Source organism: Streptomyces sp. NPDC059037, assembly GCF_042740015.1.
In the GTDB taxonomy this organism is placed as follows: domain Bacteria; phylum Actinomycetota; class Actinomycetes; order Streptomycetales; family Streptomycetaceae; genus Streptomyces.
Genome location: NZ_JBHYIG010000009.1, coordinates 22168 through 45484, shown reverse-complemented (window position 1 = coordinate 45484; position 23317 = coordinate 22168). Strand labels below are relative to the sequence as shown.

Here is a 23317-nt window from a genome sequence, read left to right as displayed (position 1 = left end):
CGTGGCGTCGTCGGCAGCGTGAGCTGGGGCGGCGGGACCGCGGCCGCGCCCCGCACGGCCTCCTCGACGAGCTGCTCGGCCCGGCGCCGATGGTCGTCGTCCGTCAGGGCGGGGAAGTCGGGGATCTCCCGGGCGGGACAGCGCCAGGCGTGAACGGCGACCACGGCGGCCTTCCGCACCTGAGCCTCGCGAAGAGCGAACCGCACGGCATGGGCGGCCTCTTCGGGATCGTCCACGCCGACCGCGACGGTACTGAGCCCGCCGGTCACCTTCCCTTCGGTGCCGCGTACGACGATCACCGGTGAGACGGCGTGCGCGGCGACGGACAGACTCACCGAGCCGAGCAGCAGTTCCGCGAGTTCACCGCGCCCGCGACTGCCGACGACGACGGCGTCGGCCTCCGCGCTCAGCCGCGCCAGCGCGGCGGCCGGATCCTCGGACACCACCTCGCTCGTCACTTTCACGGCGGACGTGCGGCGCAGGGCGCGCTCCACCGCCGAGGCGGCGATGTGGTCCGAGAGGGCCTGGACGGAGGAGCGGTTGACGCCGAAGGACGGCTCGTGCCCTTCGTACCACTCCCACCGCGACGCATGGACGATACGCAGCGGTACCCCGTGCGCCGTGGCCTCGTCCACGGCCCAGTCCAGTGCGGCCAGGCTCGGATCCGAGCCGTCGACTCCGACGATCAGGGGCTTGTCCACGATGCCACCACCTTCCGGCATGCCCCCGGGCAGGGGCTCCGCTTCGGACGGTTCCACTGAGGAGCGCGGGCCGGGGAGGGGCGAACCGGCCCCGGTAGGGGACATTCGGCCCCTGTCGAGGCCACCAGCGGATCCGCACAGTGGCAGCACGGCCCGGCGGAAGGAGAGCGATGCCCACCCGGACACCTATCGCGGTGATAGGCATCGGCAACGAGTTCCGGCGCGACGACGGCTTGGGCCGGGCAGTGGTCGCCCGGCTCCGCGAGCGGGCCGCTGAACGGCCCCTGCCGGCCGGGACGGTCCTGGCCACCTGCGACGGCGACCCCGCCCGCCTGATCGGCCTGTGGGAGGGATCCGACCTCGCGGTGGTCGTGGACGCCGCACACACTCACCCCGCCCACCCCGGACGCGTGCACCGGCTGGCTCTCGACGCCGACGCGCTGGACCGGCCAAGGACGACCAGTTCGCACGGGCTCGGGCTCGGCGAGGCCGTCGAACTCGCCCGGGCCCTCGGCCGGTTGCCGGGCCGACTGGTCGGGTACGCGGTGGAAGGCGCCGACAGTGCGCTGGGCACCGGCCTTTCGGCGAGCGTCGAGGCTGTGGTGGAGCCGCTCGCCGAAGACATCGAGGACGAGATCGTGCGGCACCGCGACGCCGCCGCGCGCAGTTGAGAGGGGTGGCCATGCCGGAGCGCCGCGCACTGCGCTTCGAGGTGTTCGGCACCGTGCAGGGGGTCGGCTTCCGGCCCTTCGTGCACCGGCTCGCGACCGGCCTCGGCCTGGACGGCTGGGCTGCCAACGCCGAGGGACACGTGCAGGGTGAGGTCGCCGGATCTCCGTACGCCGTCGAGGAGTTCACCGCACGGCTGCGCACCGGCGCTCCCGCGCTTGCCCAGGTGCGGCAGGTCCGCGTGACCGCCGTGTGCGGGCAACTCCCGCTGCCCGCGCACGGCTTCACCATCCGGCACAGCGAGGCAGGCCGTGCGCTACGCGGAGGCCCGCGAGAGATCCCGCCCGACGCCGCGATCTGCGCCGCCTGCCTGGCTGAGCTCCTGGACCCGACCGATCGCCGGTTCCGCTACCCGTTCGTCAACTGCACCGACTGCGGCCCGCGCGCCACCGTCATCGAGGACCTCCCGTACGACCGGATCCGCACCACGATGCGGCGCTTCCCGCTCTGCGCGGCCTGCGCGGCGGAGTACGCGGACCCCGCCGACCGGCGCTTCCACGCCGAACCTCTGGCGTGCCCTGACTGTGGGCCACAGCTCTCCTGGGACGCGCTGAGTGGGGAAACCGCGCTGCGCGCCGCGGTCAAGGCCGTGGAGAGCGGAGGCATCGTCGCGGTGAAGGGTCTCGGCGGCTGTCAGCTGGTGTGCGATGCCACCGATCAGGAGGCGGTGCGGGCGCTGCGGGAGCGCAAGCACCGACCGGCCAAGCCCTTCGCCGTCATGGTCCAGGACCTTGGTGCAGCACGGGAGTTGGCGCGGACGTCGCGGGCCGAGCGGTCCGTTCTGGATTCGGCGGCGCGACCCGTCGTGCTCCTCGCCGCACGGGGTCCGGGCCTCGCGCCCGCCGTGCATCCGGGCACGCACCGGATCGGCCTGTTCCTGCCCACCACCGGGCTGCATCACCTCCTGCTCGGCGAACTCACGCGCCCGCTCGTCGTCACCATCGGCAACCTCGCCGACGAACCGATCGCCACCGACGACACGGAGGCCCGCCGCACGCTGGCCACGGTCGCCGACGGATTCCTCGCCCACGACCGGCCGATCCGCGCCCGCTACGACGACTCGGTCGTGCAGACCGTCGGCCGCTCCATCCTCACCCTCCGCAGGGCGCGAGGCCTGGCACCGGCGCCGCTGCCCCTCGGCGTCGCCGCCCCTGTGCCCCTGGTGGGGGTCGGCGCGCAGCTCAAGCACACGTTCACCCTCGCGGACGGGCACGGCGCGCACCTCTCCCCGCACGGCGGGGACCTGGCGGACGCGACGACGCTGGACGCCTTCACGCACGCGTACGACGATCTCGTCCGGCTCACGGGCGTCGAACCGGCCGTCGTGGCGCACGACCTGCACCCCGGCTACCTCTCCACCCAGTGGGCTCAGGCCCAGCCACTGTCCTGCATGCCCGTCCAGCACCACCACGCCCATCTGGCGGCATGCGCGGCCGAGCACGGACTGCGTACCCCCTTCGTCGGGGTCGCCTACGACGGCTTGGGGCTCGGCGACGACGGGACGCTGTGGGGAGGAGAGATCCTCGTCGCCGACCTGACCGGCCACCGAAGGGCGGGCCGCTTCGCGACCGCGCCGCTGCCCGGCGGCGAAGCCGCGATCCGCCACCCGTACCGGATGGCCCTCGGCTACCTGCACGGAACGGAACTGCTCGGCAGCCCGCGCCCGTACCCCTGGCTGACGCGACCCTTCACCGACCGGCTCGATCCCGACGAAGCCGCGGTCGTACGGGCCATGGTGGCCCGGGGCATCAACTCCCCGCGCGCTTCGAGCGCCGGACGGCTCTTCGACGCCGTGGCGAGTCTGCTCGGCCTCGTCCACTCGGTGAGCTACGAGGGGGAAGCGGCCGCAGCCCTGGAGGACGCGGCCGGCAGCGTGAGCGCGCTGCCACTGAACCACCGACTGGTGCGGGCGGACGGGCTGTGGGTCTACGACCCGGGCCCGACCCTCATCGACCTCCTGGACCGGCAGCACAGCGGCGAGAGCGTCCCCGAGCTCGCCGCGGCCTTCCACCTGACCCTGGCCCTCGTGACCGCTGAACTCGTCGCGTACGCCGTCGAGGACGGAGCCCCGCGCACCGTCTGCCTCGCCGGCGGCTGCTTCCTCAACCGCCGTCTGCTCACCGAGGTCAGCCGCCGACTGCGCGCGCAGGGGGTGCGGGTCCTGGTCTCCAGCGCCGTACCGGTCGGTGACGGCGGTGTCAGCTACGGGCAGGCCGCGGTCGCCGCCGCCCGGCTCGCGAAGGAGTGAGCGCGATGTGCCTGGGCATTCCCGGGCGGATCCTGGAGATCCGTGACGACGCCGGACTGCGCATGGCCACCGTCGACTTCGGCGGCGTGCGGCGTGAGGCGTGCCTCGCCTGCACACCTGCGGCCACGGTCGGTACGTACGTCATCGTGCACGTCGGATTCGCCATCACCGAGGTCGACGAAGCCGAGGCCGAACGGACGCCGGACGTCCTGCGGGCGATGACGGGTGCGGTGGAGGCCGAACTCGGCGAACCGTTGCCCGGCCCGGCCACATAGGGCCGGTCGGCCCTCGGCCCTACCCGGCCAGCCCCTGGGGCGCCGTCCCTCTCCGCCCGATTCTCGAAGGGTCAACCTGCCGTCAGGAGGCCCCAGATGACGCACGACGAGCGAAGCCGACCTCCGGTCCACGCCCTGCTCGCCGACGGGACGACGGCCTGCATACGGGCCGTCCGCCCCGACGATCACTCCCCACTGCAGGGCCTCTACGAGGAGATGTCTCCGGCGAACCTGCGGCTGCGGTTCTTCGCCGCGAGCCGCCGGTCCGCCGTGCAGGCCGCGGACCGGGCCTGCGCCGCTCCCCGCCCCGGATACCGAGCGCTGCTCGCCGAGTCCAAGGACCAGATCATCGGCCTGGCCGAGTACGAGCGGACGGACGAGCCCGAGACCGCCGAGATCTCGCTGGCCGTCGCCGAGGGACTGCACCACCGGGGGATCGGCACCCTGCTCCTGGAACACCTCGTCTCCGCCGCCCGCGCCGACGGCATCACCGCGTTCACCGCCGACGCACTCGCCGAGAACCACGAGGTGCTGAAGGTCTTCGCCGACCTCGGCCTGCGCACCGCCCGCCGCTTCGACGGCCCCGAACTGCGCTGCACCATCCAGCTGGAGGAGGACGAAACCTACCTGACGGCGGTCGAGGCGCGCGGCAGCACGGCCGACGTGGCCAGTCTCCAGCCGCTGCTGCGGCCCGGCTCGATCGCCGTGGTCGGCGCGGGCCGCAAGGCCGGTTCGGTCGGCCGGGCCGTCCTGCGCAATCTGCGCACCGGCGGCTTCACGCGGCAGCTCTTCGCCGTCAACCCGAGCGTGTCGTCGCTGCTGAGCGTGCCCGCCTTTCCGTCGGTCGCCGAGCTGCCCCAGGTGCCCGACCTGGTGGTCCTCGCGGTACCTGCGCGGGCCCTGCCCACCATGGCCGAAGAGTGCGGCAAGGCGGGCGTACGCGCCCTGGTGGTCGTCACGGCCGGTCTCGAAGCCGAACAGTCGGCCGCCCTGCTGGCCACCTGCCGGACGTACGGCATGCGTCTGGTGGGCCCCAACTGCCTGGGCATCTCCAACACGGACAAGGCGCTGTCGCTGGACTCGACCTTCGCCGCCCGGCATCCGCGCCGCGGCACCGCCGGTGTCGCCGTGCAGTCCGGGGGAGTGGGAATCGCCCTGCTCGACGGCCTGTCCCGGCTCGGCCTCGGCGTCTCCAGCTTCGTCTCGCTCGGCGACAAGTACGACGTCAGCGGCAACGACCTGCTCCAGTGGTGGGAACGCGACGGCGTCACGGACCTCGCCCTGCTGCACCTGGAGTCCTTCGGAAACCCGCGGGCCTTCTCCCGCACCGCGCGGCGGGTCACCCGGCGCATGCCCGTCCTCACCGTCGACGCGGGCCGCACCGACGCCGGCAGGCGAGCCGCGGCCTCGCACTCCGCCGCGGCCGCCACCCGGACCATGACCCGGCAGTCGCTGTTCACCCAGGCGGGCATCACGGCCACCCGGACGATCGGTGAACTCCTCGAGACCGCCGCCCTCCTGCACTCCCAGCCCGCACCCGCCGGAAACCGGGTCGTCATCGTCACCAACGCGGGCGGCGCGGGCGTCCTCGCGGCGGATGCGTGCGCAGAGGCCGGACTCACACTGCCGTTGCTCCCGGCCGGCCTCGTCGACGACCTGCTCGACGTCCTGCCCGAGGGTGCCTCGACTGCCAACCCGGTCGACGCCACCGCCGCCGTCACCGAGGAGCAGCTCAGGAACTGCGTGGACCGGCTGATGCGGCACGGCGGCATCGACGCCGTGCTGGTGGTGCTTGTGCCCACCGCCGTAGCGGCGGCGACCGGCGAGGATCTCGTCCGGGCGCTCACCGGTGGCCCGGCCCAACGCACTCGGACGGTCGTCGCGGTCCGCCTCGACCAGGCACTGCCCGTGCGGCTGCTGCCCGCCACGGGAGGCGGCTCCATACCCGCCTACGCCGACCCACAGGCAGCCGCATGCGCCCTTGCCCACTCCGTACACCGCGCCCAGTGGCTGGCGCGTCCGCCCGGCACCGTCCCCGCGCTCGCAGGGGTGGAGACGCAACACGCCCACGCGGTGGCCGAGACCTGGCTCGCCAGGCACCCCGAAGGCGGCTGGCTGGACCCGCGCGCCTGCGCCGAGCTCCTCGCCTGCTACGGCATACCGCAGCTGCCCTGGGCCTGGGCCGAGACCGAGAACGAAGCAGTCAGCGCCGCAGAGCGGTTGCGCGGTCCGGACGGCAGGGTGGTGCTGAAGGCCCACTGGCCCGGCCTGCTGAACAAGAGCGAGCAGCGCGCCATCCACCTCGATCTGCGGGGAGACGCCCATGTGCGGGCCGCCTTCCGGGACTTCGAGACGCGATTCGCCGGCCTGCTGACCGGCGTGGTGGTCCAGCCACTCGCCGAGCGCGGCACCGAACTGTTCGCGGGCGTCGTCCAGGACGAGGTCTTCGGGCCGCTGGTCCTCTTCGGACTCGGCGGCACGGCCACCGAGCTGCTCGCCGACCACGCCGCCCGGCTGGCCCCGCTCACCGACCTCGACGTCCATGACCTGATCACCTCGCCTCACTGCGCCCCGCTGCTCTTCGGGCACGGCGGCAGCGGTCCGGTCGACCTCGAAGGCCTGGAGCAACTGCTGCACAGGCTGTCCCGGATGGCCTGCGACCTGCCACAGCTCGCCGAGGCCGACTTCAACCCCGTCCTGGCATGGCCGGGCGGCACCACGGCACTCGACGTGCGCGTACGGCTGCTGCCTCGGACCGCCCACGACCCGTATCTGCGCCGACTGCGCTGAGAACGACTCGCCGAGTGAACGACTGCGCCGAGTGAACGACTGCGCCGAGAAGGAGACAGAGATGAAGCACAGCAAGATCGGTTCGGTGATGACCAGTGAGGTCGTCAGCGCCCAGTACGGCACGCCGTTCAAGGAGGTGGCCAAGCGCCTCGCCGAGTACCGCATCAGCGGGCTGCCCGTGATCGACGCCGACGACAAGGTCGTCGGAGTGATCTCCGAGACGGACCTGCTGGTGCGCGAGGCGCAGGCGCCCGACCCGTACCAGGCGCCGCGCCGCTTCCGGCTGCGGCGGATGGGCAAGGGCGGACGGAAGGACCGGGCCAAGGCCACGGCGCGGACAGCGGGACAGCTCATGTCCACGCCGCCCGTTTGCGTACACGCCGACAACACCATTGCCGAGGGCGCCCGTTGCATGGCCCAGCACAAGGTGGAGCGATTGCCCGTCGTCGACGAAGAGGACCGCCTGGTCGGCATCGTCACCCGGCGCGACCTTCTTCAGGTGTTCCTGCGCGCCGATGACGACATCCGCCACGAAGTGATCGAACAGGTCCTGGTGCGCACCCTGTGGCTGGCACCCCAGACCATCAAAATCGAGGTGCAGGACGGCGTGGTGACCCTTGAGGGCCAGCTGGAGCGCCGCAGCGAGGTACCCATCGCCCTGCACATGACGCGTGAGATCGATGGTGTCGTGGCGGTCGTGGACAAGCTCACCCACCGTGTGGACGACTCCCGTCTTCAGCCGAACGATCAGGCCCTGCGAGGCGTGGCCGACGACTGGCTGCGCAAACTCTGAGAAGGGACGGATCGCCATGACCGCCAAGGTGCTCGTCGCCGACGCGACCGAGCTGCGGGATGCCGTCGCGGCCGGGACACAGCGGAGCTGAGGGCGTGGACACCCGAACCCGGCCGCACGGGCGCGCCGCCGGCTGGCGATGGCGGCGAAGCCCGCTGCGCCGTCGCAGCGACGTCGTCGAGGCGTGGACGGGACTGCTGCTGGGAGCCGCGATGCTGTTCGTCGCGCCCCTGGCCGGGGCGTTCGCCGGGGCCTTCACCTACGACACCGCGCACGCGAAGGCCGAACGGCAACGGGCCGACGGCCACGTCGTACGGGCCACACTGATCGAGAATGCTCCGGCGGCCGGCAGAGTCGGTTCCCGTACGACCCACCCGGTCAAGGTGCGCTGGACCGATCGTGGCGGCACCGCGCACACGGCCGTTGCCAAGGTCGAGGCAGGCGCCACGACGGGTAGCCGGACCGACGTCTGGCTCGACGCCCACGGCAGGGTCACCACGGCCCCGATGGCCGAGGACGTCCAGTGGGGCACCGCGATCGCCGTGGGCGGCGCGGCGAGCCTTGTGGCCTGGGGGTTCATCGGGGGCGCCTGGATCACCGTACGCACTGTGGCGCACCGCCGGCGCATGGCCGAGTGGGAGCAGGCGTGGGCGCGGACGGAACCGCGGTGGACCGGTGGTGAGGCCTGAACCGGGCCCGGCCGGGCCCGAATAGGGCCGCTCGGCCCCTGCCCCGCAGGAGGCGCCTCTTCGAGCCTGGTGAGTGCAGGGAACCACCCCGACAGCACCACCCGGACAGCACCACCCGGACAGAACCACCCGGACAGCACCACCCGGACAGAACCACCCGGACAGAACCACCCCGACGAGTGGGAGGACGGACATGACGACCGGCGCAGCCACGGCAGTCCTCGACCGGAACGGCCTCAACGCCCTCGTCGCGGAGCTGAATGCCGACGGCCGCAGGGTCGTTGGACCCACCGTCCGCGACGGTGCGATCGTCCTCGCCGAACTCGAATCGGCCGATCAACTCCCTTACGGCTGGGGCGTGGAGCTGGAGGCCGGGCACTACCGGCTGCGGCGCCGCGGGGACGGAGCGGCCTTCGCGCACTCGGCCGGTCCGCAGTCCTGGAAGAACTTCCTGCATCCACAGCGGGAGAAGCTGTGGAGCGCGGACCGTGCCCCCGACGGAACGGTGGCCATCAGCACCGAGACCGCCGACCGGCCCTCGTACGCCTTCCTCGGCGTGCGCCCGTGCGATCTGCGGGCCATCGCGATCCAGGACCGGGTGTTGACGGGCGGTCACTTCAAGGACACCGGCTATGAGGAACGCCGGAGGGGTGCGTTCCTCATAGCCGCCGAGTGCACCGAGCCGGGCGCCACCTGCTTCTGCGTCTCCATGGGCGGCGGCCCCGGCGCCGACGCGGGCTTCGACCTCGCGCTCACCGAGGTCGTCGACAGGATGAGGCGGGCCATGCCGCCGGTGAGCCTGCGGCAGCTGATGGGTTCGAGCCTGGAGGCCGAGCGCTGGGACGACATCGCGTCGCGCTGTCTGACCTGCGGGAACTGCATGATGGTCTGCCCCACCTGCTTCTGCACCACGACCGAGGAGGTCACCGACCTCACGGGCGACCACGCGGAGCGCCGGCAGCGCTGGGACTCCTGCTTCGACCTGGACTTCTCGTACGTCCATGGCGGGCCGGTGCGTTCCTCGGGCCGCAGCCGCTACCGCCAGTGGCTCACCCACAAACTCGGCACCTGGCACGACCAGTTCGACAGCTCCGGCTGTGTGGGCTGCGGCCGCTGCATCGTCTGGTGCCCGGTCGGCATCGACATCACCGAAGAGGTGGCGGCTCTCAAGGACGAGGCGGACAAGAAGGAGACAGGGCGATGACCAGCACCACGACCATGATGAGCGCTCTTCCGGTCGAGCACCGCGATCGGCTGATGCGGATCGCCCGGCAGGTGTCCTTCCCTGCCGGGACGCGGATCTTCGAGGAGGGCGGGCGCGCCGACCGGTTCTGGATCATCCGCACCGGATCGGTCGTGCTCGACATGCATGTCCCCGGCCGCCGCTCGCCCTCGATCGAGACGCTGGGCCACGGTGAACTGGTCGGCTGGTCCTGGCTGTTCCCGCCGTACGTCTGGCAGCTCGGTGCCGTGGCGCAGAGCCCCGTGCGGGCCGAGGAGTTCGATGCCCTCGCGGTCCGGCTGATGTGTGAGGACGACCCGGCCCTGGGGGCGGTCGTCGGCCAGTGGGTGGGCCGGGTGCTCGCCCACCGGCTGCAGTCGGCCAGGACCCGGCTGCTCGACCTGTACGCCCCCTACGGCAGTGGAAGCGGTGTGCGGGGATGACCGCCGTGCCGGTTCCCTACCGGGTGATCGCCCGCTGGGCGGAGACCCCGGACACCGTCACCCTGCGTGTGGAGCCGGTGGGGGAGCCGCTGCCCGCCTTTGTGCCGGGCCAGTTCGCGATGGTGTGGGCGTTCGGGAGGGGCGAGATCCCCCTGTCGGTCAGCGCGATCCCCACCACCGGAGGCCTGGCGCACACGGTACGCGGCGTGGGTGCGGTCTCCGAGGGGCTGTACGCCGCCGAAGCCGGTGACGTACTCGGACTGCGCGGCCCCTACGGCACCGGCTGGGAACTCGAAAAGGCCGTCGGACAGGACCTGTTGGTCGTCGCCGACGGCATCGGCCTCGCCCCGCTGCGTCCCCTGATCCGCGACGCGGAGGCCGACCCGAAACCGTACGGCCGGCTGAACGTCCTGGTGGGCGCCCGCACCCCCGACGACCTGATGGCCAGGATCGAAACCCGGCAGTGGCAGACCGCGTACACGGGAGTCACCGTCGACCGGCCCGACGCGCGCTGGGCGGGCCACATCGGCGTGGTCACCAAGCTCCTCGGCGATGCGCACTTCACGCCGGACAACACCACCGCGTTCGTCTGCGGCCCCGAGCCGATGATCCGGGCCACGGCCCGCGACCTGCTCCACCGGGGCCTGCCCGCCGACCGCGTCAGGGTCTCCCTGGAGCGCAACATGCGCTGTGCGACCGGACACTGCGGCCACTGCCAGCTCGGCCCGCTGCTGCTGTGCAGGGACGGCCCCGTCGTCACCTGGAACCAGGCCGAACCCCTGCTCTACGTAAGGGAGTTGTGAGATGAGTCTGCCGACGCTGGCCGTGTTCAAGCTCGCCTCCTGCGACGGCTGCCAGCTCACCCTGCTCGACTGCGAGGACGAACTCCTCGGCCTCGCGGGGCAGGTGGAGTCAGCCCACTTCCTGGAAGCCTCCAGCGCGGTCCGGCCAGGACCGTACGACCTCGCGCTGGTCGAGGGCTCCGTCACCACGCACGCCGACGCCGGGCGGATCCACACGATCCGGGCCGCCTCCCGCCGCCTGGTGACGATAGGGGCCTGCGCGACGGCCGGCGGCATCCAGGCGCTGCGGAACTTCGCGGACGTCGAGGAGTTCACCCGCACCGTCTACGCACGCCCCGACTACATCGACACGCTCGCCACCTCCACCCCCGTCTCCGCGCACGTGGACGTCGACTTCGAGCTGCGCGGCTGCCCCGTCGACCGCCGCCGGCTCCTGGAGGTCATCACCGCGTATCTGGCGGGCCGCAAGCCGGACATCCCGAACAACAGCGTCTGCTTCGAGTGCAAGCGGCGCGGCACGGTCTGCGTCACCGTCGCCCATGGCACCCCTTGTCTGGGCCCGGTCACGCACGCCAGGTGCGGGGCGATCTGCCCGGCGTACGGGCGCGGCTGCTACGGCTGCTTCGGCCCGTCCGGGTCGGTGAACCTGCCCGCGCTGATCCCGGTGCTGCACCGCGACGGCATGGACGACCGCGACACCGAACGCTTCCTGCACACCTTCAACACCGCCGCGTTCGAAGAGGAGTTACGCCGATGACGCACCGGGGATCCCGCGTCCTGCACGTCGGTTCGCTCTCCCGGGTCGAGGGCGAAGGCGCCCTGCGCTTGAGCGTCCATGACGGGACGGTCACCGAGGCGCGGCTGCGGATCTACGAGCCGCCGCGGTTCTTCGAGGCCTTCCTGCGGGGCAGGGCGTACACCGAACCGCCGGACATCACCGCCCGGGTCTGCGGGATCTGCCCCGTCGCCTACCAGATGAGCGCCTGCGCCGCGATCGAGGACGCCTGCGGGGCCACCGTCGACCCGGCCCTGCGTGAACTGCGGCGGCTGCTGTACTGCGGCGAATGGATCGAGAGCCAGACCCTGCACATCTACCTCCTGCACGCCCCCGACTTCCTCGGCTGCGACGGCGCCATCGAGCTTGCCCGCACCGCCCGCGCACACGTCGAGCGCGGGCTGCGCCTGAAGCAGGCGGGGAACGCGATCCTCGAACTTCTCGGCGGCCGCGCCATCCACCCCGTCAACGTCCGCCTCGGCGGCTTCCACCGCACCCCGACGCACCACGAACTGCGGGCGCTGGGAGAGCAGTTGAGGCGTGCCGCGGACGATGCCTGGCAGACCGTCGAGTGGGTGGCGGGCTTCGACTTCCCCGACGCCGAGACCGACGCCGACCTGTTCGCGCTGGCCGCCCCGGGAACGTACGCCATCGAGAACGGCACGCCGGCGGTCCTGCGCGCGGACGGCACGCTGAGCAGCTTCCCGCTCCACACCTTCCTGGACCGTGTGCGGGAGGAGCACCTGCCGCACTCGACCGCCCTGCACTCCACTCTCGACGGGCGCCGTCATCTCACGGGATCACTGGCCCGGTTCGCGATCAGCGGGCGCTGGCTGTCGCGCACGGCGGTGGAGGCCGCCCGCGCGGCCGGGCTCGGTGACCCGTACGAAGGGGCGGTCTGCCGCAACCCGTACCGCTCGATCCTCGTCCGGGGCGTGGAGGTCGTGTACGCCGTCGACGAAGCGCTGCGGATCATCGACACGTACGAGCCGCCGCTCCGCCCGTACAACGAGGTCCCGGCCGCCGCCGGCACCGGACACGGTGCCACGGAGGCCCCGCGCGGACTCCTCTACCACCGCTACCTGCTGGACGCCGACGGCACCGTCACCGACGCCCGCCTCGTGCCGCCCACCGCGCAGAACCAGGGCGCCATCGAGGACGACCTGCGCCGCACCGCCCAGTCCGCGATCACCCAAAACGGTACGACGGACCAGGAGCTGACGCGGCTGTGCGAGCGGGCCATCCGCAACCACGATCCGTGCATCTCCTGCTCCACCCACTTCCTCGACCTGACCGTCGACCGCACCTGACCACCGACCGCCCCCAACTCCCCAGGAGGACGCCGTGCTCCACTCCCCGCGCACCGTGAGTGACGTGATGACCCACACTGTCATCGCCGTGGGCCGTGAGGCCTGACCGCGGGCGAGGTGATGAGCACCCCCGCCGTCAGCGTCCACCCGGACACCATCCTCCCGCAGGCCGCCCGCATCATGGCCCTGCGGCACATCAAACGTCTCCCTGTGATCGACGCCCACGGCCTGCTGCAGGGCGTGGTGAGCCGCAGCGACCTGCTGAAGGTGTCCCTGCGCACCGACGAGGAACTCGCGGACGAGGTGACCCGCACCGTGACCGCCTTCCTCTTCCCGGAGGGGGCCGTCACGGTCGCGGTCGAAGGCGGCGTGGTCACCCTCGGCGGAGAGATCCGCGACAGGACTCGTGCCGGTGGCCGCCCGGCTCACGCGGGCCGTCGAAGGCGTCGTCGACGTACGCGTGGAACCGGCCGAACCGGCGCCACGGACACCGCCCCGGTGAAGTACCTCGACGAGTACCGCGATCCGGCCCTGGCCCGGCAGCTGCTCGCGGAGCTGGAGCGCACCGCGACACACCCCTGGCAGATCATGGAGGTGTGCGGTGGCCAGACCCACACCCTCGTACGGCAGGGCATCGACGAACTGCTGCCCGCGGGCATCCGCATGATCCACGGCCCCGGCTGCCCGGTCTGCGTCACGCCGCTGGAGACCCTCGACCGCGCCATGGCCGTCGCGGCGCGCCCCGGCGTGATCCTCACCAGCTTCGGCGACATGCTGCGGGTCCCGGGCCACGCCACCGACCTGCTCGCCCTGCGGGCCCGTGGCGCGGACGTCCGGGTCGTCTAGTCGCCGATGGACGCGGTGCGCATCGCCGAGAAGAACCCCGGCCGCGAAGTGGTCTTCCTCGCCGTCGGCTTCGAGACCACCGCGCCCGCCGACGCCATGGCCGTCCTGCACGCCGCACACCTCGGCCTCACCAACTTCTCGCTCCTCGTCAGCCATGTCCTCGTACCGCCCGCGATGACCGCCCTGCTCGACGATCCCGGCTGCGAGGTCGAGGCGTTCCTGGCCGCGGGGCACGTGTGCGCGGTCATGGGGTGGACGCAGTACGAACCGATCGCCGCGCGGCACCAAGTCCCCGTCGTCGTCACGGGGTTCGAGCCGCTGGACCTCCTGGAGGGCATCCTGATGGCCGTCACTCAGCTCGAAGAGGGCCGCCACGTGGTGGAGAACCAGTACGCAAGGGCCGTGCGCCGCACGGGCAACACCGAAGCCCGGTCCGTCCTCACCCGCGTCTTCCGCATCACCGACCGGGCCTGGCGCGGCATCGGGACACTCCCGGCCAGCGGCTTCGAACTCGCCCCGGAATACGCCGACTTCGACGCGTCGCGGCGCTTCGACGTGGCCGGCCTGCACCCCACCGAGGACCCCGAGTGCATCGCCGGGGCCATCCTGACCGGCGCCCGGCTGCCCACCGACTGTGCCGCCTACGGGGTGCGCTGCACGCCACGCGCCCCGCTCGGCGCCCCCATGGTCTCCGGCGAGGGCACCTGCGCCGCCTTCCACGCCGCCGGACGAACCAGGAGCGCACCGGCATGAACCTCGACTGCCCCCTTCCGTACGACGAGAACGAAGTCGTCCAACTGGGTCATGGCGCGGGCGGACGGCTCACTGCGGAGCTGCTCGACGCGCTCGTCCTGCCCGCACTGGGCGGGCCCCCGTCCGGTCCGCTCGAAGACGCGGCCCTGCTTCCCGACCGGGACGAACTCGTCGTCGCCACCGACTCGTTCGTGGTCAGCCCGCTGACCTTCCCCGGCGGGGACATCGGCTCGCTTGCCGTCCACGGCACGGTAAACGACCTGGCCATGCGTGGCGCCCTGCCCCTCGCCCTCACCCTCGCGGTGATCGCCGAGGAGGGCCTGCCGCTCGCGGAACTCCGTGCCGTCCTGGCCTCCGCGGGGAAGGCCGCGCACCAGGTCGGAGCCCCCGTCATCACCGGTGACACCAAGGTCGTCGGACGCGGCGCCGCCGACCGCCTCTTCCTCAATACGACCGGCATCGGCCGCCGCATCCCGGGCCTGAATCCCTCCGCGGCCCGCGCGCGCCCCGCCGACGTCGTCCTGCTCTCAGGGCCGATCGGCCTGCACGGCACCGCCGTACTCTCGACCCGTGAAGGGCTCGGCTTCGAGACGGACATCGCCTCCGACACCCGCCCCCTGCACGGCCTCGTCCGGGCACTCGCCCACCTCGGCGGCGCAGTCCACAGCCTGCGTGACCCCACCCGCGGCGGTGGCCGCCTCGCTCAACGAGATCGCCGGCGCCTCGGGTGTCGGCGTGGAGATCGAAGAGAGCACCGTGCCCGTGCCCCAGGCCGCCGCCGCGGCCTGCGACCTGCTCGGCCTCGACCCGCTGATCGTCGCGAACGAAGGCTGCCTGATCGCCTTCGTCGCGCCCGAGGTGGCGGAAGAAGCGCTCACCGCGCTCCGTTCGTACCCCGAGGGAGCGGCGGCCGTACCCATCGGACACTGCACGGCAGGGCCTTCCGGCCGGGTCGTACTGCGCACGCTGATCGGCGCGCGCAGGGTGGTCGACATGCCGATCGGTGAGCAACTCCCGCGCATCTGCTGAGAGATGGCACCGGTTGCCGTACCGATCGGGCCCACTCGGCCCTGGTGCGCCACCCCACTCACCCGACACGATCGGAACGGAACCGTCGACAGTCAGGGGGCAGTCATGGCCGCACGCGCCTTCTCGCCGGAGCACCCGATACGGGTCTTCCTCCTCGACGACCACGAGGTCGTCCGCAGGGGAGTCCACGATCTGCTCGACTCCGAAGCCGACATCGAGGTCGTCGGGGAGGCGGGTACCAGTGAACAGGCGCTGGTCCGTGGCCCGGCACTGCGTCCGGACGTGGCGATCCTCGACATCCGTCTTCCCGACGGCGACGGCATCACCGTCTGCCGTGAACTGCGGTCCAGGATGCCGGAGGTGGCCTGTCTGATGCTGACGTCCTTCGATGACGACGACGCGCTCCTGGACGCGATCATGGCGGGCGCTGCGGGCTACGTCCTGAAGCAGATCAAGGGCACGGACCTGATCGACGCGGTACGTACCGTCGCCGCCGGGCAGTCCCTGCTCGACCCGGCCACCACGTCTCGCCTGATGAGCACTCTGCGCGGTCCGGACGCGACGGCCGCGTCGTCGCAGGACGCCAGGCTGGCAGGGCTCTCGGAACGCGAACGGGACATCCTCGCCCTGATCGGCGAAGGCCTCACCAACCGGCAGATAGGCAAGCGGCTCTTCCTCTCGGAGAAGACCGTCAAGAACCACATCTCGCGCCTCCTGGCGAAGCTGGGCGTCGAACGCAGGATCCAGGCCGCAGTGATCGCCGCCCACGTCGATCCGGGCACCCCGCGCTGACCGTCCCCGCGGACTTACCGGACCGGCAGCGTCACTTGCCACTCCAAGCGTGTTCCGCCGTCCGGCCCGGCGCTCAGCGTCAGCGTGCCGCCAAGACGCTCGGCCCGCTCGGCGATGTTGCGCAGGCCGCTGCGACGCCCGCCCCCGCCGATGCCGACGCCGTTGTCCGTCACGGTCAGAGTCAGCTTTCCCCTGCCCACGACGAGGGAGATCTCCGCGGCCGACGCCTGTGCGTGCCGGGTGACATTGGCGAGCGCCTCGCTCAGCACGGCCACGGCGTCGTCGGCGATGACGGCCGGCACATCGGTGTCGATCAGGCCCTCCGTACGCAGGGCGGGCGTGAAGCCAAGTGAGGCGATCGCCTCCTCCACCGTCCGCGTGGTCCGCATGCGCAACCCGGGAACGCCTGCCGCGCTCGCCTCATGGGCCCGGAGCCCGAAGATGGTCGACCGAATGATCTTTATCGTGGTGTCGAGATCGTCCACTGCCCGTATCAGACGTTCGGAAGCCTCAGGGTGCTGGACGAAACGCTGGGCGCTCTGCAGCGTCATGCCGGTCGCGAACAGACGCTGAATGGCCAGGTCATGCAGATCACGGGCGATCCGGTCCCGGTCCTCCAGCAGGCTCATCTGCTCGGCGTCCCGTCGTCGTTCCGCCAGTTCCAGGGCGAGCGCGGCCTGTCCGGCGAATCCGGGCAGCGGTGCGATCTCGGCGTCGCCGAAGGCGGGGCGCCCGGTCCGCCGAGCAAGGACAAGGACGCCGCGCAGCCCGTCGGCCGTCCCCATCGGGACGGCGACCGCAGGCCCCAGACCCTTCCACCTCTCCGGCGCGAAGGTGACCCGCGGATCGCTGCTCACGTCCATGGTGGTCACCAGACCGCCGTCGCTCAACGCCGCGCCGGCCAGGGTCCCTTCGCGGGGAACGCGCCGGCCCCGGTGCGCCTCTGAGCCCTCGCCGAGTGCGAGTGCGCCGCGCAGCTCTTCGTTCCCCGCCACCACCAGATCGACGACACCGATGTCGGCGGAGGTGATCTCCCGGGCACGCTCGACCATCAACTCCAGTACGCGCGACTCCGAGGCGCCGGACAGCAGGGAGCTGGTGAACTCGGCGCTCGCCGTCAGCCAGCGCTCCCGCAGCCGTGCCTCCTCGTAGAGCCGGGCGTTCTCGATGGCCACGCCCGCCGCCACGGCGAGGGTGGAAAGCACCGCCTCGTCCTCGGCGTCGAACTCGCCCCCGCCGCGCTTCTCGGTGAGGTAGAGGTTCCCGAACACCTTCTCGCGCACCCGGATGGGCACGCCGAGGAACGAGTGCATCGGTGGATGATGGGCCGGGAAGCCGGACGAGGCAGAGTGCTCCGAAAGCTCCCTCAGCCGCAACGGCTCGGGATGCCGGATCAGTTCACCGAGCAGCCCGTGCCCCGATGGCAGGTCGCCGATCTGAGCCCGCAGCTCCTCGTTGATCCCCACCGGCAGGAATTCGTCCAGCATGTCCCCCGCGCCGATGACGCCGAGCGCACCGTACTCCGCGTCCACCAGTGCCACGGCGGTCTCGACGATGCGCCGCAGCACTTGCGGCAGGTCCAGCTCCCGCCCCACGGAAAGGACCGCTTCCAACAGACTGTGCAGTCGGTCCCGGGTCCCGCGAACCGCGTCGATCCGTACCTGAAGCTCTTCGAGCAGCTCATCCAGCCGTAATCGGGGCAACTGTCCCGACCCACTGCGCTCTTCCCCACCCATGTGCTGCCTCCGCCGGGGTCTGTCAGACAGGCGATGCAGAGATGCCCCACACAGTAGTCAGACGGCGACGGATCGGGAGAGGGCGACAGGTCAGATTCCGGTTACGCCGAGAACGATCACGGCCGGGTAGGTGGCACGCGCGCCGCCTGACCGCGCTCCGGTGATCACCCGATAAAGGCGGTGCGGAAAGTGTCGGGTGACCAGGGCCGGTGTCGCCACACCATGGGGGCATGGACGACAAGACCTTGGTATCCCGTTTCCTCCGCGACGGCTTCGTGAAACTGGAGGGCGCCGTCGCGCCGCGCGTGGCCGCGGACTGCGCGCGGCTGCTGTGGCGAGAGACGGGCTGCGACCCGGACGACCCGTCGACGTGGACGCAGCCCGTGCACTGGGTGGCCGGCATGGCGCAGGGGCCGTTCGCCGCCGCACCCAACTCACCCGCCCTGCAGCGCGCGTACGACCTGCTCGTCGGCGCGGGACGCTGGGAGCCGCGCTACTCGCTGGGCACGTTCCCGCTGCGCTTCCCGCACGAGGAGGAGCCGGACGACGCGGGCTGGCACATCGAGGGGAGCTATCTGCCGGAGGGCGAGAGCTGGTACTTCACGAATCTGCGTTCCCAGGGCCGGGCGCTGCTGATGCTGTTCCTGTTCAGCGAGGTCGGTGAACAGGACGCCCCGACCCGGATCCGGGTCGGCTCGCACCTCGACGTGCCGAAGGTCCTTGAGAAGTACGGGGAGGACGGGGCGAGCGGGCTGGCCCTCGCGCCCGATCTGGTGGCGGCGTCCGACCACCGGCCACTCGCCCTCGCCACCGGGTCCCCTGGCGACGTCTTCCTGTGCCATCCGTTCCTGGTGCACTCGGCGCAACCGCACCATGGGGTGCGGCCGCGCTTCATGGCCCAGCCGCCGTTGATGCCGGCCGCACCGTACGAACTGGAACGGGCCGACGGCGCTTACTCACCCGTGGAGATCGCGATCCGCCGGGGCCTGGGGCAGAACACCCCCGGTCCGGACGGGGACGGCACCGACCGCAGCGCCGACTAGGCGTGCTTCACGACCATCGCTGTCAAGGCGGTGGTGAAAAGGCGGAGGACAAGCGAACGGGCATGTCGGAGCGGCTGAACCGGGCCATGGAGCACAGCCGAAGAGCCCGGCGGTCCGCCCCGGGCTACGGTGGAAAGCGGTGAAAGGACGTCGTCTCAGTACGGGCGGAATGTGATGGCGCGGGAGAGCGGGACAGGCCCCGAGCACCTGCCACGGCTGCGCCTGGCCGAGTTGCTTGCCGAAGTCCAGGTGCGGATCGACGCCATCCGCGGTACCCAGCATCGGGTCGATGAGCTGCTTGAGGCGGTTCTCGCGGTCGGCCGCGGCCTCGACCTCCCCCAGGTCCTGCGGCACATCGTCGAGACCGCGGTGTCACTGGTCGACGCCGAGTACGGCGCCCTTGGGGTGATCGGCGATGACCAGCAGCTCTCCCAGTTCCTGACCGTCGGGGTGAGCGCGGAGCAGACGGAGGCCATCGGACATCTGCCGTCGGGGCACGGCATTCTCGGAGAACTGATCCGCCACCCCCGGCCGTTGCGCCTCGCCGAGCTGTCGGCACACCCGGCCTCCTACGGATTCCCGCCGCACCACCCGCCGATGCACTCGTTCCTGGGGGTGCCGATCCGGGTGCGTAACGAGGTGTTCGGGAATCTGTACCTCACCGAGAAGCGCGGCGGCCAGGAGTTCGACCACGAGGACGAGACCGTACTCGCCACACTGGCCGTGGCGGCCGGCGTGGCCATCGAGAACGCCCGCCTCTACGCGGAGTCCCAGTACCGCCAGAGCTGGCTCGAGGCCAACAAGGACGTCACGGCGCTCCTCCTGTCCGGTGAGGAGGAGCTCGACGTACTGAGATTCGTCGTGGAACGTGCCCGCCGGATTCTCCGGGCCGATCTGGGCGTCATCGCGGTCCCGCTGACGGACACGGACGAGCTGCTGGTGGCTCTGGCCGAGGGCGTCGGCGCGGAGACGTACCGCAAGATGCGGCTGCCCCGGACGGGTTCCTTCGTGGGTACCGCCATGACCCGGGCCGAACCGGTCACCAGCACCCATCTGGCCAAGGACCCCCAGGTCACGGCGGGCCCGGCGCGCTGGTCGGAGTTCGGGCCTGCCGTGGCCGTTCCGATCGGTACGAAGGACGGCGTACGGGGCGTGCTGCTGCTGGCCCGCACCGCGGCGGGTACCGCCTTCACCGCCACCGAGACGGCGCCGCTCCTGGCGTTCGCCGGGCAGGCGGCGCTGGCCATGGAACTGGCCGAGCGACGCCGCGAGACCGAGCAGATCGCCCTGCTCGAGGACCGCGACCGGATCGCCCGCGATCTGCACGATCTGGCCATTCAACGGCTGTTCGCCACCGGCATGACATTGCAGAGCGCACTGCGTTTCGTCGAGCATCCCGAGGCCGAGGAGCGGCTGCTGCGGGCGGTGGACAACCTCGACGAGACGATCAAGGTCATCCGCTCCACGATCTTCGGCCTGCGCGCGAAGGAGACCGGGCCCGCCGCCCGTGGACTGCGCACGCACATGGTCAAGACGGTTCAGGAGGCCGTCGCGGCGCTCGGCTTCACACCGCTGCTGCGGATGGAAGGGCTGGTCGACACCGATGTGCCACCGGCGCTCGCCGACAACGTCGTCGCCGTCCTGCAGGAGGCCTTGTCCAACGTGGCACAGCACGCGCGGGCGCGGTCGGCCGTTGTATCGCTGGTCGTCGAAGCAGACCTCCTCACGCTCACGGTGCGTGACGACGGCATCGGGATACCGGATACCGGTGGTCGGCGAAGTGGTCTGCGGAACCTCGAAGAGCGAGCCGCCGCGCTCGACGGCACCCTGACGCTGGACTCGCCGGACGGCGGCGGTACCCGCCTGGTCTGGCAGGCGCCGCTGCAGCCCTGACGGCGGGGCCCCCGAAGCCGCTCAGGGGCGCTCGTTCTCCCCGGACGGGCGCGGGTGCGCCTGGGTCGCCAGGACCGCTGCCTGGATACGTCGCTCCACGCCGAGCTTGGCGAGCAGCCGGGAGATGTGGTTCTTCACGGTCTTCTCCGACAGGAAGAGCCGCTTCGCGATCTCGCGGTTGGTCAGCCCCTCGCCGATGAGCACCAGGACCTCGCTCTCGCGCGGGGAAAGGCGCGAGAGTACCGGCTCATCCTGATCTGCCGGGTCGTGGCGCAGCGTCCGCATCAGCCGCGTCGTCGTCTCCGGATCGAGGAGCGACTGACCCGCGGCCAGCGTACGGACTGCCTCGACCAGGTCGGAGCCCTTGATCTGTTTGAGCACGTAGCCCGCCGCCCCAGCCATGATCGCGTCGAGCAGTGCATCGTCGTCGTCGAACGACGTCAGCATGAGGCAGGCCAGGTCTGGCATACGTGCCCGCAGTTCCCTGCAGACGGCGATGCCGTCGCCGTCCGGAAGCCGCACGTCGAGCACGGCGACATCGGGGCGCAGAGCGGGCCCCCGGGCGAGGGCGTGGGACGCGGTGCCGGCCTCTCCGACCACCACCATGTCGGGTTCGGCATCAAGGAGGTCATGCAGCCCACGCCGCACCACCTCGTGGTCGTCGACCAGGAAGACCTTGATCGGCGACTCTTCCGAGAACGCTCGTACGTCCGCCATGTCTGCCCCTTGCGCGCTGTGCCGCCCGCTGGTTCCGGATCCCCATCAGATCAGTCATCGGCTCCCGAGGGGTGCATCCGAGGCCGTGCTCCCCGGACGTCGAGTTCCCACTCCACATCCACCACGCCCTCCACCGCACGGATGACCCGGGACGCGACCGGTACCAGCGAGGTGTCATGTATCCGGCCACTCAGGGTGACCACGCCCTGAGTGACATGGACCCACAGCTCGCCGGGGAACAACCCTGGGGACAGCAGGCCGTCGATCTCCCGACGGACTTCGTCGGCGAGTTCCTCGTCCGTGCGCAGAAAGACCTTGAGGAGATCACGGCGGCTGACGACCCCCTCGAGACGGCCATCGGCATCGACCACGGGCAGTCGTTTCACCCTGTTGACCGCCATGATCCGTGCTGCCTGGGCGAGATTCATCCGGGCACGAGCCGTGACAGCCGGCCTTGTCATGATCTGCTCGGTGGTCGCCGCCCCGGCCTTGGCCAGGTCATCGAGGCGCGCCCGCTGTTCCCGCCAGGTCGGATCGCTGCTTCTGAACTCCTCTTTGGGCAGCAGGTCGGCCTCGGAGACCACACCGACCACGATGCCCTCGCCGTCCAGTACGGGAAGAGCGCTGACCTGCCATCGGGCCATGGCTTCGACCACTTCCTTGAACCCTGCGTTCCGCAGGACAGCGACCGCGGGCCGGCTCATCACATCGCTCACGCGGTACGGACCGTGGTGGTGCATGGGATTCTCCTCAGTCCGACGGCGGGTTGGTGCTGCTGCCGTAAGGGCCGTACAGGTCGAGCAGGCGCACCCGGGCGGCCTGCAGCCGGTGGCCGATGATCTCCGCGACACGGCAGGCCAGGGCCAGACCGAGCACCGGATCCGCGGCGCAGACGGCCCGTACCGCGACGGCGTCGAACTCGAGCGCCCGCACCGTCGAGGCCGCTTCGGCACCCAGGTGCCATTGATGCGGTGCCGTCAGCCAGGACCAGCCCACCAGGTCGCCGGGGCCGAGCGATTCGACCACGGCCGACTGTCGCCCCGGCACATGGATGTCCAGGTCGACACGGCCCGTACTGATGATCCAGAAGCGATCGGCGAGCCGGCCCTCGTTGAAGATCCGCTCCCCGGCGGGGAACGTCACTTCGCGGCTGAGTGTCAGCAGGCGTTCACGCCCTTCGGGCGGTAGTACGTTGAGCAGATTGGTAGCGGTGGCCATGTCGTCCCTTCCTCCTCAGATCGTTCTCAGCGGACCAGGACGCGTTCGCCGGAGCGCGGCACGACGGCCGTCCACCCCAGGGTGCGATCGATCCGGTCACGCAGCGTCCGGGCCGCCTCCTCCTCGCCGTGTACCAGGCAGGTGGCGTGCGGTGCGGGCGGGTCGCGCAGCCAGTCGACGAACACCGGGACGCCTGTGGGTAGTTGGCCGGTGCGGCTCAGTTCCGCCAGTTCGTGCGGGATGACTTCGGTGAGGTCCACCGCGAACGCCGGGATGACCACGGTTCCCTTGCGGGCCAGGGTCCGTCCGATGACGTCCAAGGCGGGGTAGGTATCCGCAATGGTCGAGGTGAGCGTGCGTCAGTACCACCGACCGTATCGACGACGCCTCGTAGGGCCGATGCCAGTTGCGGCGCCGTAGGTCCGTGAGCCCCTGGAACAGACCGCAGTCGACCATGATCCGTGCGTGGTCGCGCTCGACATGGAACTTGCTGCCGGTGACCGTTCCCGCTC

The 23317-nt window shown here is 71.3% G+C and carries 20 protein-coding genes and 4 pseudogenes; 17 read left to right on the top strand and 7 right to left on the bottom strand.

The window, feature by feature from the left end; all coding sequences use genetic code 11:
• Positions 1-701, bottom strand: a 701-nt coding sequence (locus ACFWY6_RS03745) for a universal stress protein (protein WP_384686033.1), incomplete at its 3' end; no start/stop codon positions are given.
• A 170-nt stretch (positions 702-871) separates the two neighbouring features.
• On the opposite strand from ACFWY6_RS03745, the gene ACFWY6_RS03740 reads away from it, so the two are divergent.
• From ACFWY6_RS03740 to ACFWY6_RS03670, 15 genes and pseudogenes are all read left to right on the top strand, one after another.
• Positions 872-1372 (top strand): hydrogenase maturation protease, encoded by a 501-nt coding sequence (locus ACFWY6_RS03740; protein WP_384686031.1) that lies wholly within the window; start codon positions 872-874, stop codon positions 1370-1372.
• A gap of 11 nt (positions 1373-1383) precedes the next feature.
• Positions 1384-3678: a carbamoyltransferase HypF gene (gene hypF / locus ACFWY6_RS03735; protein ID WP_384686029.1), complete on the top strand. Its 2295-nt coding sequence runs from the start codon at positions 1384-1386 to the stop codon at positions 3676-3678.
• Positions 3679-3683: 5 nt separating this feature from the next.
• A complete protein-coding gene (locus tag ACFWY6_RS03730) occupies positions 3684-3953 on the top strand; it encodes a HypC/HybG/HupF family hydrogenase formation chaperone (protein WP_384686027.1) in 270 nt (89 codons plus the stop codon).
• Positions 3954-4049: 96 nt separating this feature from the next.
• Entirely contained in the window at positions 4050-6743 is a 2694-nt protein-coding gene (locus tag ACFWY6_RS03725) for a GNAT family N-acetyltransferase (RefSeq protein WP_384686025.1), read from the top strand.
• A gap of 61 nt (positions 6744-6804) precedes the next feature.
• Complete coding sequence (locus tag ACFWY6_RS03720) at positions 6805-7536, top strand: CBS domain-containing protein (RefSeq protein ID WP_384686023.1); 732 nt, start codon at positions 6805-6807, stop codon at positions 7534-7536.
• A gap of 95 nt (positions 7537-7631) precedes the next feature.
• A complete protein-coding gene (locus ACFWY6_RS03715) occupies positions 7632-8225 on the top strand; it encodes a hypothetical protein (protein ID WP_384686021.1) in 594 nt (197 codons plus the stop codon).
• Positions 8226-8418: 193 nt separating this feature from the next.
• Positions 8419-9429: a 4Fe-4S dicluster domain-containing protein gene (locus tag ACFWY6_RS03710; RefSeq protein ID WP_384686019.1), complete on the top strand. Its 1011-nt coding sequence runs from the start codon at positions 8419-8421 to the stop codon at positions 9427-9429.
• Entirely contained in the window at positions 9426-9890 is a 465-nt protein-coding gene (locus ACFWY6_RS03705; RefSeq protein WP_384686017.1) for a Crp/Fnr family transcriptional regulator, read from the top strand. The genes ACFWY6_RS03710 and ACFWY6_RS03705 overlap by 4 nt, the downstream gene beginning before the upstream one ends.
• On the top strand, positions 9887-10693 hold the full coding sequence (locus tag ACFWY6_RS03700; protein WP_384686015.1) for an FAD/NAD(P)-binding protein: 807 nt from the start codon (positions 9887-9889) through the stop codon (positions 10691-10693). The genes ACFWY6_RS03705 and ACFWY6_RS03700 overlap by 4 nt, the downstream gene beginning before the upstream one ends.
• A 1-nt stretch (position 10694) precedes the next feature.
• The gene (locus ACFWY6_RS03695) at positions 10695-11450 is read left to right on the top strand and encodes an oxidoreductase (protein WP_384686013.1); all 756 of its coding nucleotides are present in this window, start codon (positions 10695-10697) and stop codon (positions 11448-11450) included.
• Positions 11447-12778: a Ni/Fe hydrogenase subunit alpha gene (locus tag ACFWY6_RS03690; RefSeq protein ID WP_384686011.1), complete on the top strand. Its 1332-nt coding sequence runs from the start codon at positions 11447-11449 to the stop codon at positions 12776-12778. The genes ACFWY6_RS03695 and ACFWY6_RS03690 overlap by 4 nt, the downstream gene beginning before the upstream one ends.
• A 102-nt stretch (positions 12779-12880) precedes the next feature.
• Positions 12881-13280, top strand: a pseudogene (locus ACFWY6_RS03685) (CBS domain-containing protein); the annotation flags it as partial.
• A pseudogene (hypD, locus tag ACFWY6_RS03680) lies at positions 13277-14377 on the top strand (hydrogenase formation protein HypD). The pseudogenes ACFWY6_RS03685 and hypD, both read left to right, overlap by 4 nt.
• Positions 14374-15406 (top strand): annotated as a pseudogene (hypE, locus tag ACFWY6_RS03675) (hydrogenase expression/formation protein HypE). Before hypD ends, hypE begins: the two co-directional pseudogenes overlap by 4 nt.
• A gap of 105 nt (positions 15407-15511) precedes the next feature.
• A complete protein-coding gene (locus ACFWY6_RS03670; RefSeq protein WP_384686009.1) occupies positions 15512-16198 on the top strand; it encodes a response regulator in 687 nt (228 codons plus the stop codon).
• Positions 16199-16212: 14 nt separating this feature from the next.
• Here the strand turns inward: ACFWY6_RS03670 and ACFWY6_RS03665 are convergent, their stop codons facing one another.
• Positions 16213-17934 (bottom strand): GAF domain-containing protein, encoded by a 1722-nt coding sequence (locus ACFWY6_RS03665; RefSeq protein ID WP_384686007.1) that lies wholly within the window; start codon positions 17932-17934, stop codon positions 16213-16215.
• A gap of 230 nt (positions 17935-18164) precedes the next feature.
• On the opposite strand from ACFWY6_RS03665, the gene ACFWY6_RS03660 reads away from it, so the two are divergent.
• Both ACFWY6_RS03660 and ACFWY6_RS03655 read left to right on the top strand, forming a co-directional pair.
• Positions 18165-18977: a phytanoyl-CoA dioxygenase family protein gene (locus ACFWY6_RS03660; protein ID WP_384686005.1), complete on the top strand. Its 813-nt coding sequence runs from the start codon at positions 18165-18167 to the stop codon at positions 18975-18977.
• 174 nt (positions 18978-19151) lie between these two features.
• Positions 19152-20870 (top strand): GAF domain-containing protein, encoded by a 1719-nt coding sequence (locus ACFWY6_RS03655; protein ID WP_384686004.1) that lies wholly within the window; start codon positions 19152-19154, stop codon positions 20868-20870.
• A 21-nt stretch (positions 20871-20891) separates the two neighbouring features.
• On the opposite strand, the gene ACFWY6_RS03650 is transcribed toward ACFWY6_RS03655, so the two are convergent.
• The 5 genes and pseudogenes from ACFWY6_RS03650 to ACFWY6_RS03630 all read right to left on the bottom strand — a co-directional run.
• Positions 20892-21587 (bottom strand): response regulator, encoded by a 696-nt coding sequence (locus tag ACFWY6_RS03650; protein WP_384686002.1) that lies wholly within the window; start codon positions 21585-21587, stop codon positions 20892-20894.
• A 50-nt stretch (positions 21588-21637) separates the two neighbouring features.
• The gene (locus ACFWY6_RS03645; RefSeq protein WP_384686000.1) at positions 21638-22327 is read right to left on the bottom strand and encodes a CBS domain-containing protein; all 690 of its coding nucleotides are present in this window, start codon (positions 22325-22327) and stop codon (positions 21638-21640) included.
• 10 nt (positions 22328-22337) lie between these two features.
• Entirely contained in the window at positions 22338-22805 is a 468-nt protein-coding gene (locus ACFWY6_RS03640) for a cyclic nucleotide-binding domain-containing protein (RefSeq protein WP_384685998.1), read from the bottom strand.
• A 26-nt stretch (positions 22806-22831) separates the two neighbouring features.
• Complete coding sequence (locus ACFWY6_RS03635) at positions 22832-23125, bottom strand: MBL fold metallo-hydrolase RNA specificity domain-containing protein (RefSeq protein WP_384685997.1); 294 nt, start codon at positions 23123-23125, stop codon at positions 22832-22834.
• 46 nt (positions 23126-23171) lie between these two features.
• Positions 23172-23261, bottom strand: a pseudogene (locus tag ACFWY6_RS03630) (hypothetical protein); the annotation flags it as partial.
• Positions 23262-23317: the final 56 nt, after the last annotated feature.

Excerpts from the sequence above, each read along its gene's own strand:
- ACFWY6_RS03740 (WP_384686031.1), top strand. The coding sequence starts at position 872 with ATGCCCACCCGGACACCTATCGCGGTGATAGGCATCGGCAACGAGTTC.
- ACFWY6_RS03660 (WP_384686005.1), top strand. The coding sequence starts at position 18,165 with ATGGACGACAAGACCTTGGTATCCCGTTTCCTCCGCGACGGCTTCGTG.
- ACFWY6_RS03700 (WP_384686015.1), top strand. The coding sequence starts at position 9,887 with ATGACCGCCGTGCCGGTTCCCTACCGGGTGATCGCCCGCTGGGCGGAG.
- ACFWY6_RS03695 (WP_384686013.1), top strand. The coding sequence starts at position 10,695 with ATGAGTCTGCCGACGCTGGCCGTGTTCAAGCTCGCCTCCTGCGACGGC.
- ACFWY6_RS03640 (WP_384685998.1), bottom strand. The coding sequence starts at position 22,805 with ATGGCCACCGCTACCAATCTGCTCAACGTACTACCGCCCGAAGGGCGT.
- ACFWY6_RS03665 (WP_384686007.1), bottom strand. The coding sequence starts at position 17,934 with ATGGGTGGGGAAGAGCGCAGTGGGTCGGGACAGTTGCCCCGATTACGG.
- ACFWY6_RS03690 (WP_384686011.1), top strand. The coding sequence starts at position 11,447 with ATGACGCACCGGGGATCCCGCGTCCTGCACGTCGGTTCGCTCTCCCGG.
- ACFWY6_RS03705 (WP_384686017.1), top strand. The coding sequence starts at position 9,426 with ATGACCAGCACCACGACCATGATGAGCGCTCTTCCGGTCGAGCACCGC.
- ACFWY6_RS03650 (WP_384686002.1), bottom strand. The coding sequence starts at position 21,587 with ATGGCGGACGTACGAGCGTTCTCGGAAGAGTCGCCGATCAAGGTCTTC.
- ACFWY6_RS03710 (WP_384686019.1), top strand. The coding sequence starts at position 8,419 with ATGACGACCGGCGCAGCCACGGCAGTCCTCGACCGGAACGGCCTCAAC.
- ACFWY6_RS03730 (WP_384686027.1), top strand. The coding sequence starts at position 3,684 with ATGTGCCTGGGCATTCCCGGGCGGATCCTGGAGATCCGTGACGACGCC.
- ACFWY6_RS03725 (WP_384686025.1), top strand. The coding sequence starts at position 4,050 with ATGACGCACGACGAGCGAAGCCGACCTCCGGTCCACGCCCTGCTCGCC.
- ACFWY6_RS03655 (WP_384686004.1), top strand. The coding sequence starts at position 19,152 with ATGGCGCGGGAGAGCGGGACAGGCCCCGAGCACCTGCCACGGCTGCGC.
- ACFWY6_RS03670 (WP_384686009.1), top strand. The coding sequence starts at position 15,512 with ATGGCCGCACGCGCCTTCTCGCCGGAGCACCCGATACGGGTCTTCCTC.
- ACFWY6_RS03720 (WP_384686023.1), top strand. The coding sequence starts at position 6,805 with ATGAAGCACAGCAAGATCGGTTCGGTGATGACCAGTGAGGTCGTCAGC.
- ACFWY6_RS03645 (WP_384686000.1), bottom strand. The coding sequence starts at position 22,327 with ATGCACCACCACGGTCCGTACCGCGTGAGCGATGTGATGAGCCGGCCC.
- hypF (WP_384686029.1), top strand. The coding sequence starts at position 1,384 with ATGCCGGAGCGCCGCGCACTGCGCTTCGAGGTGTTCGGCACCGTGCAG.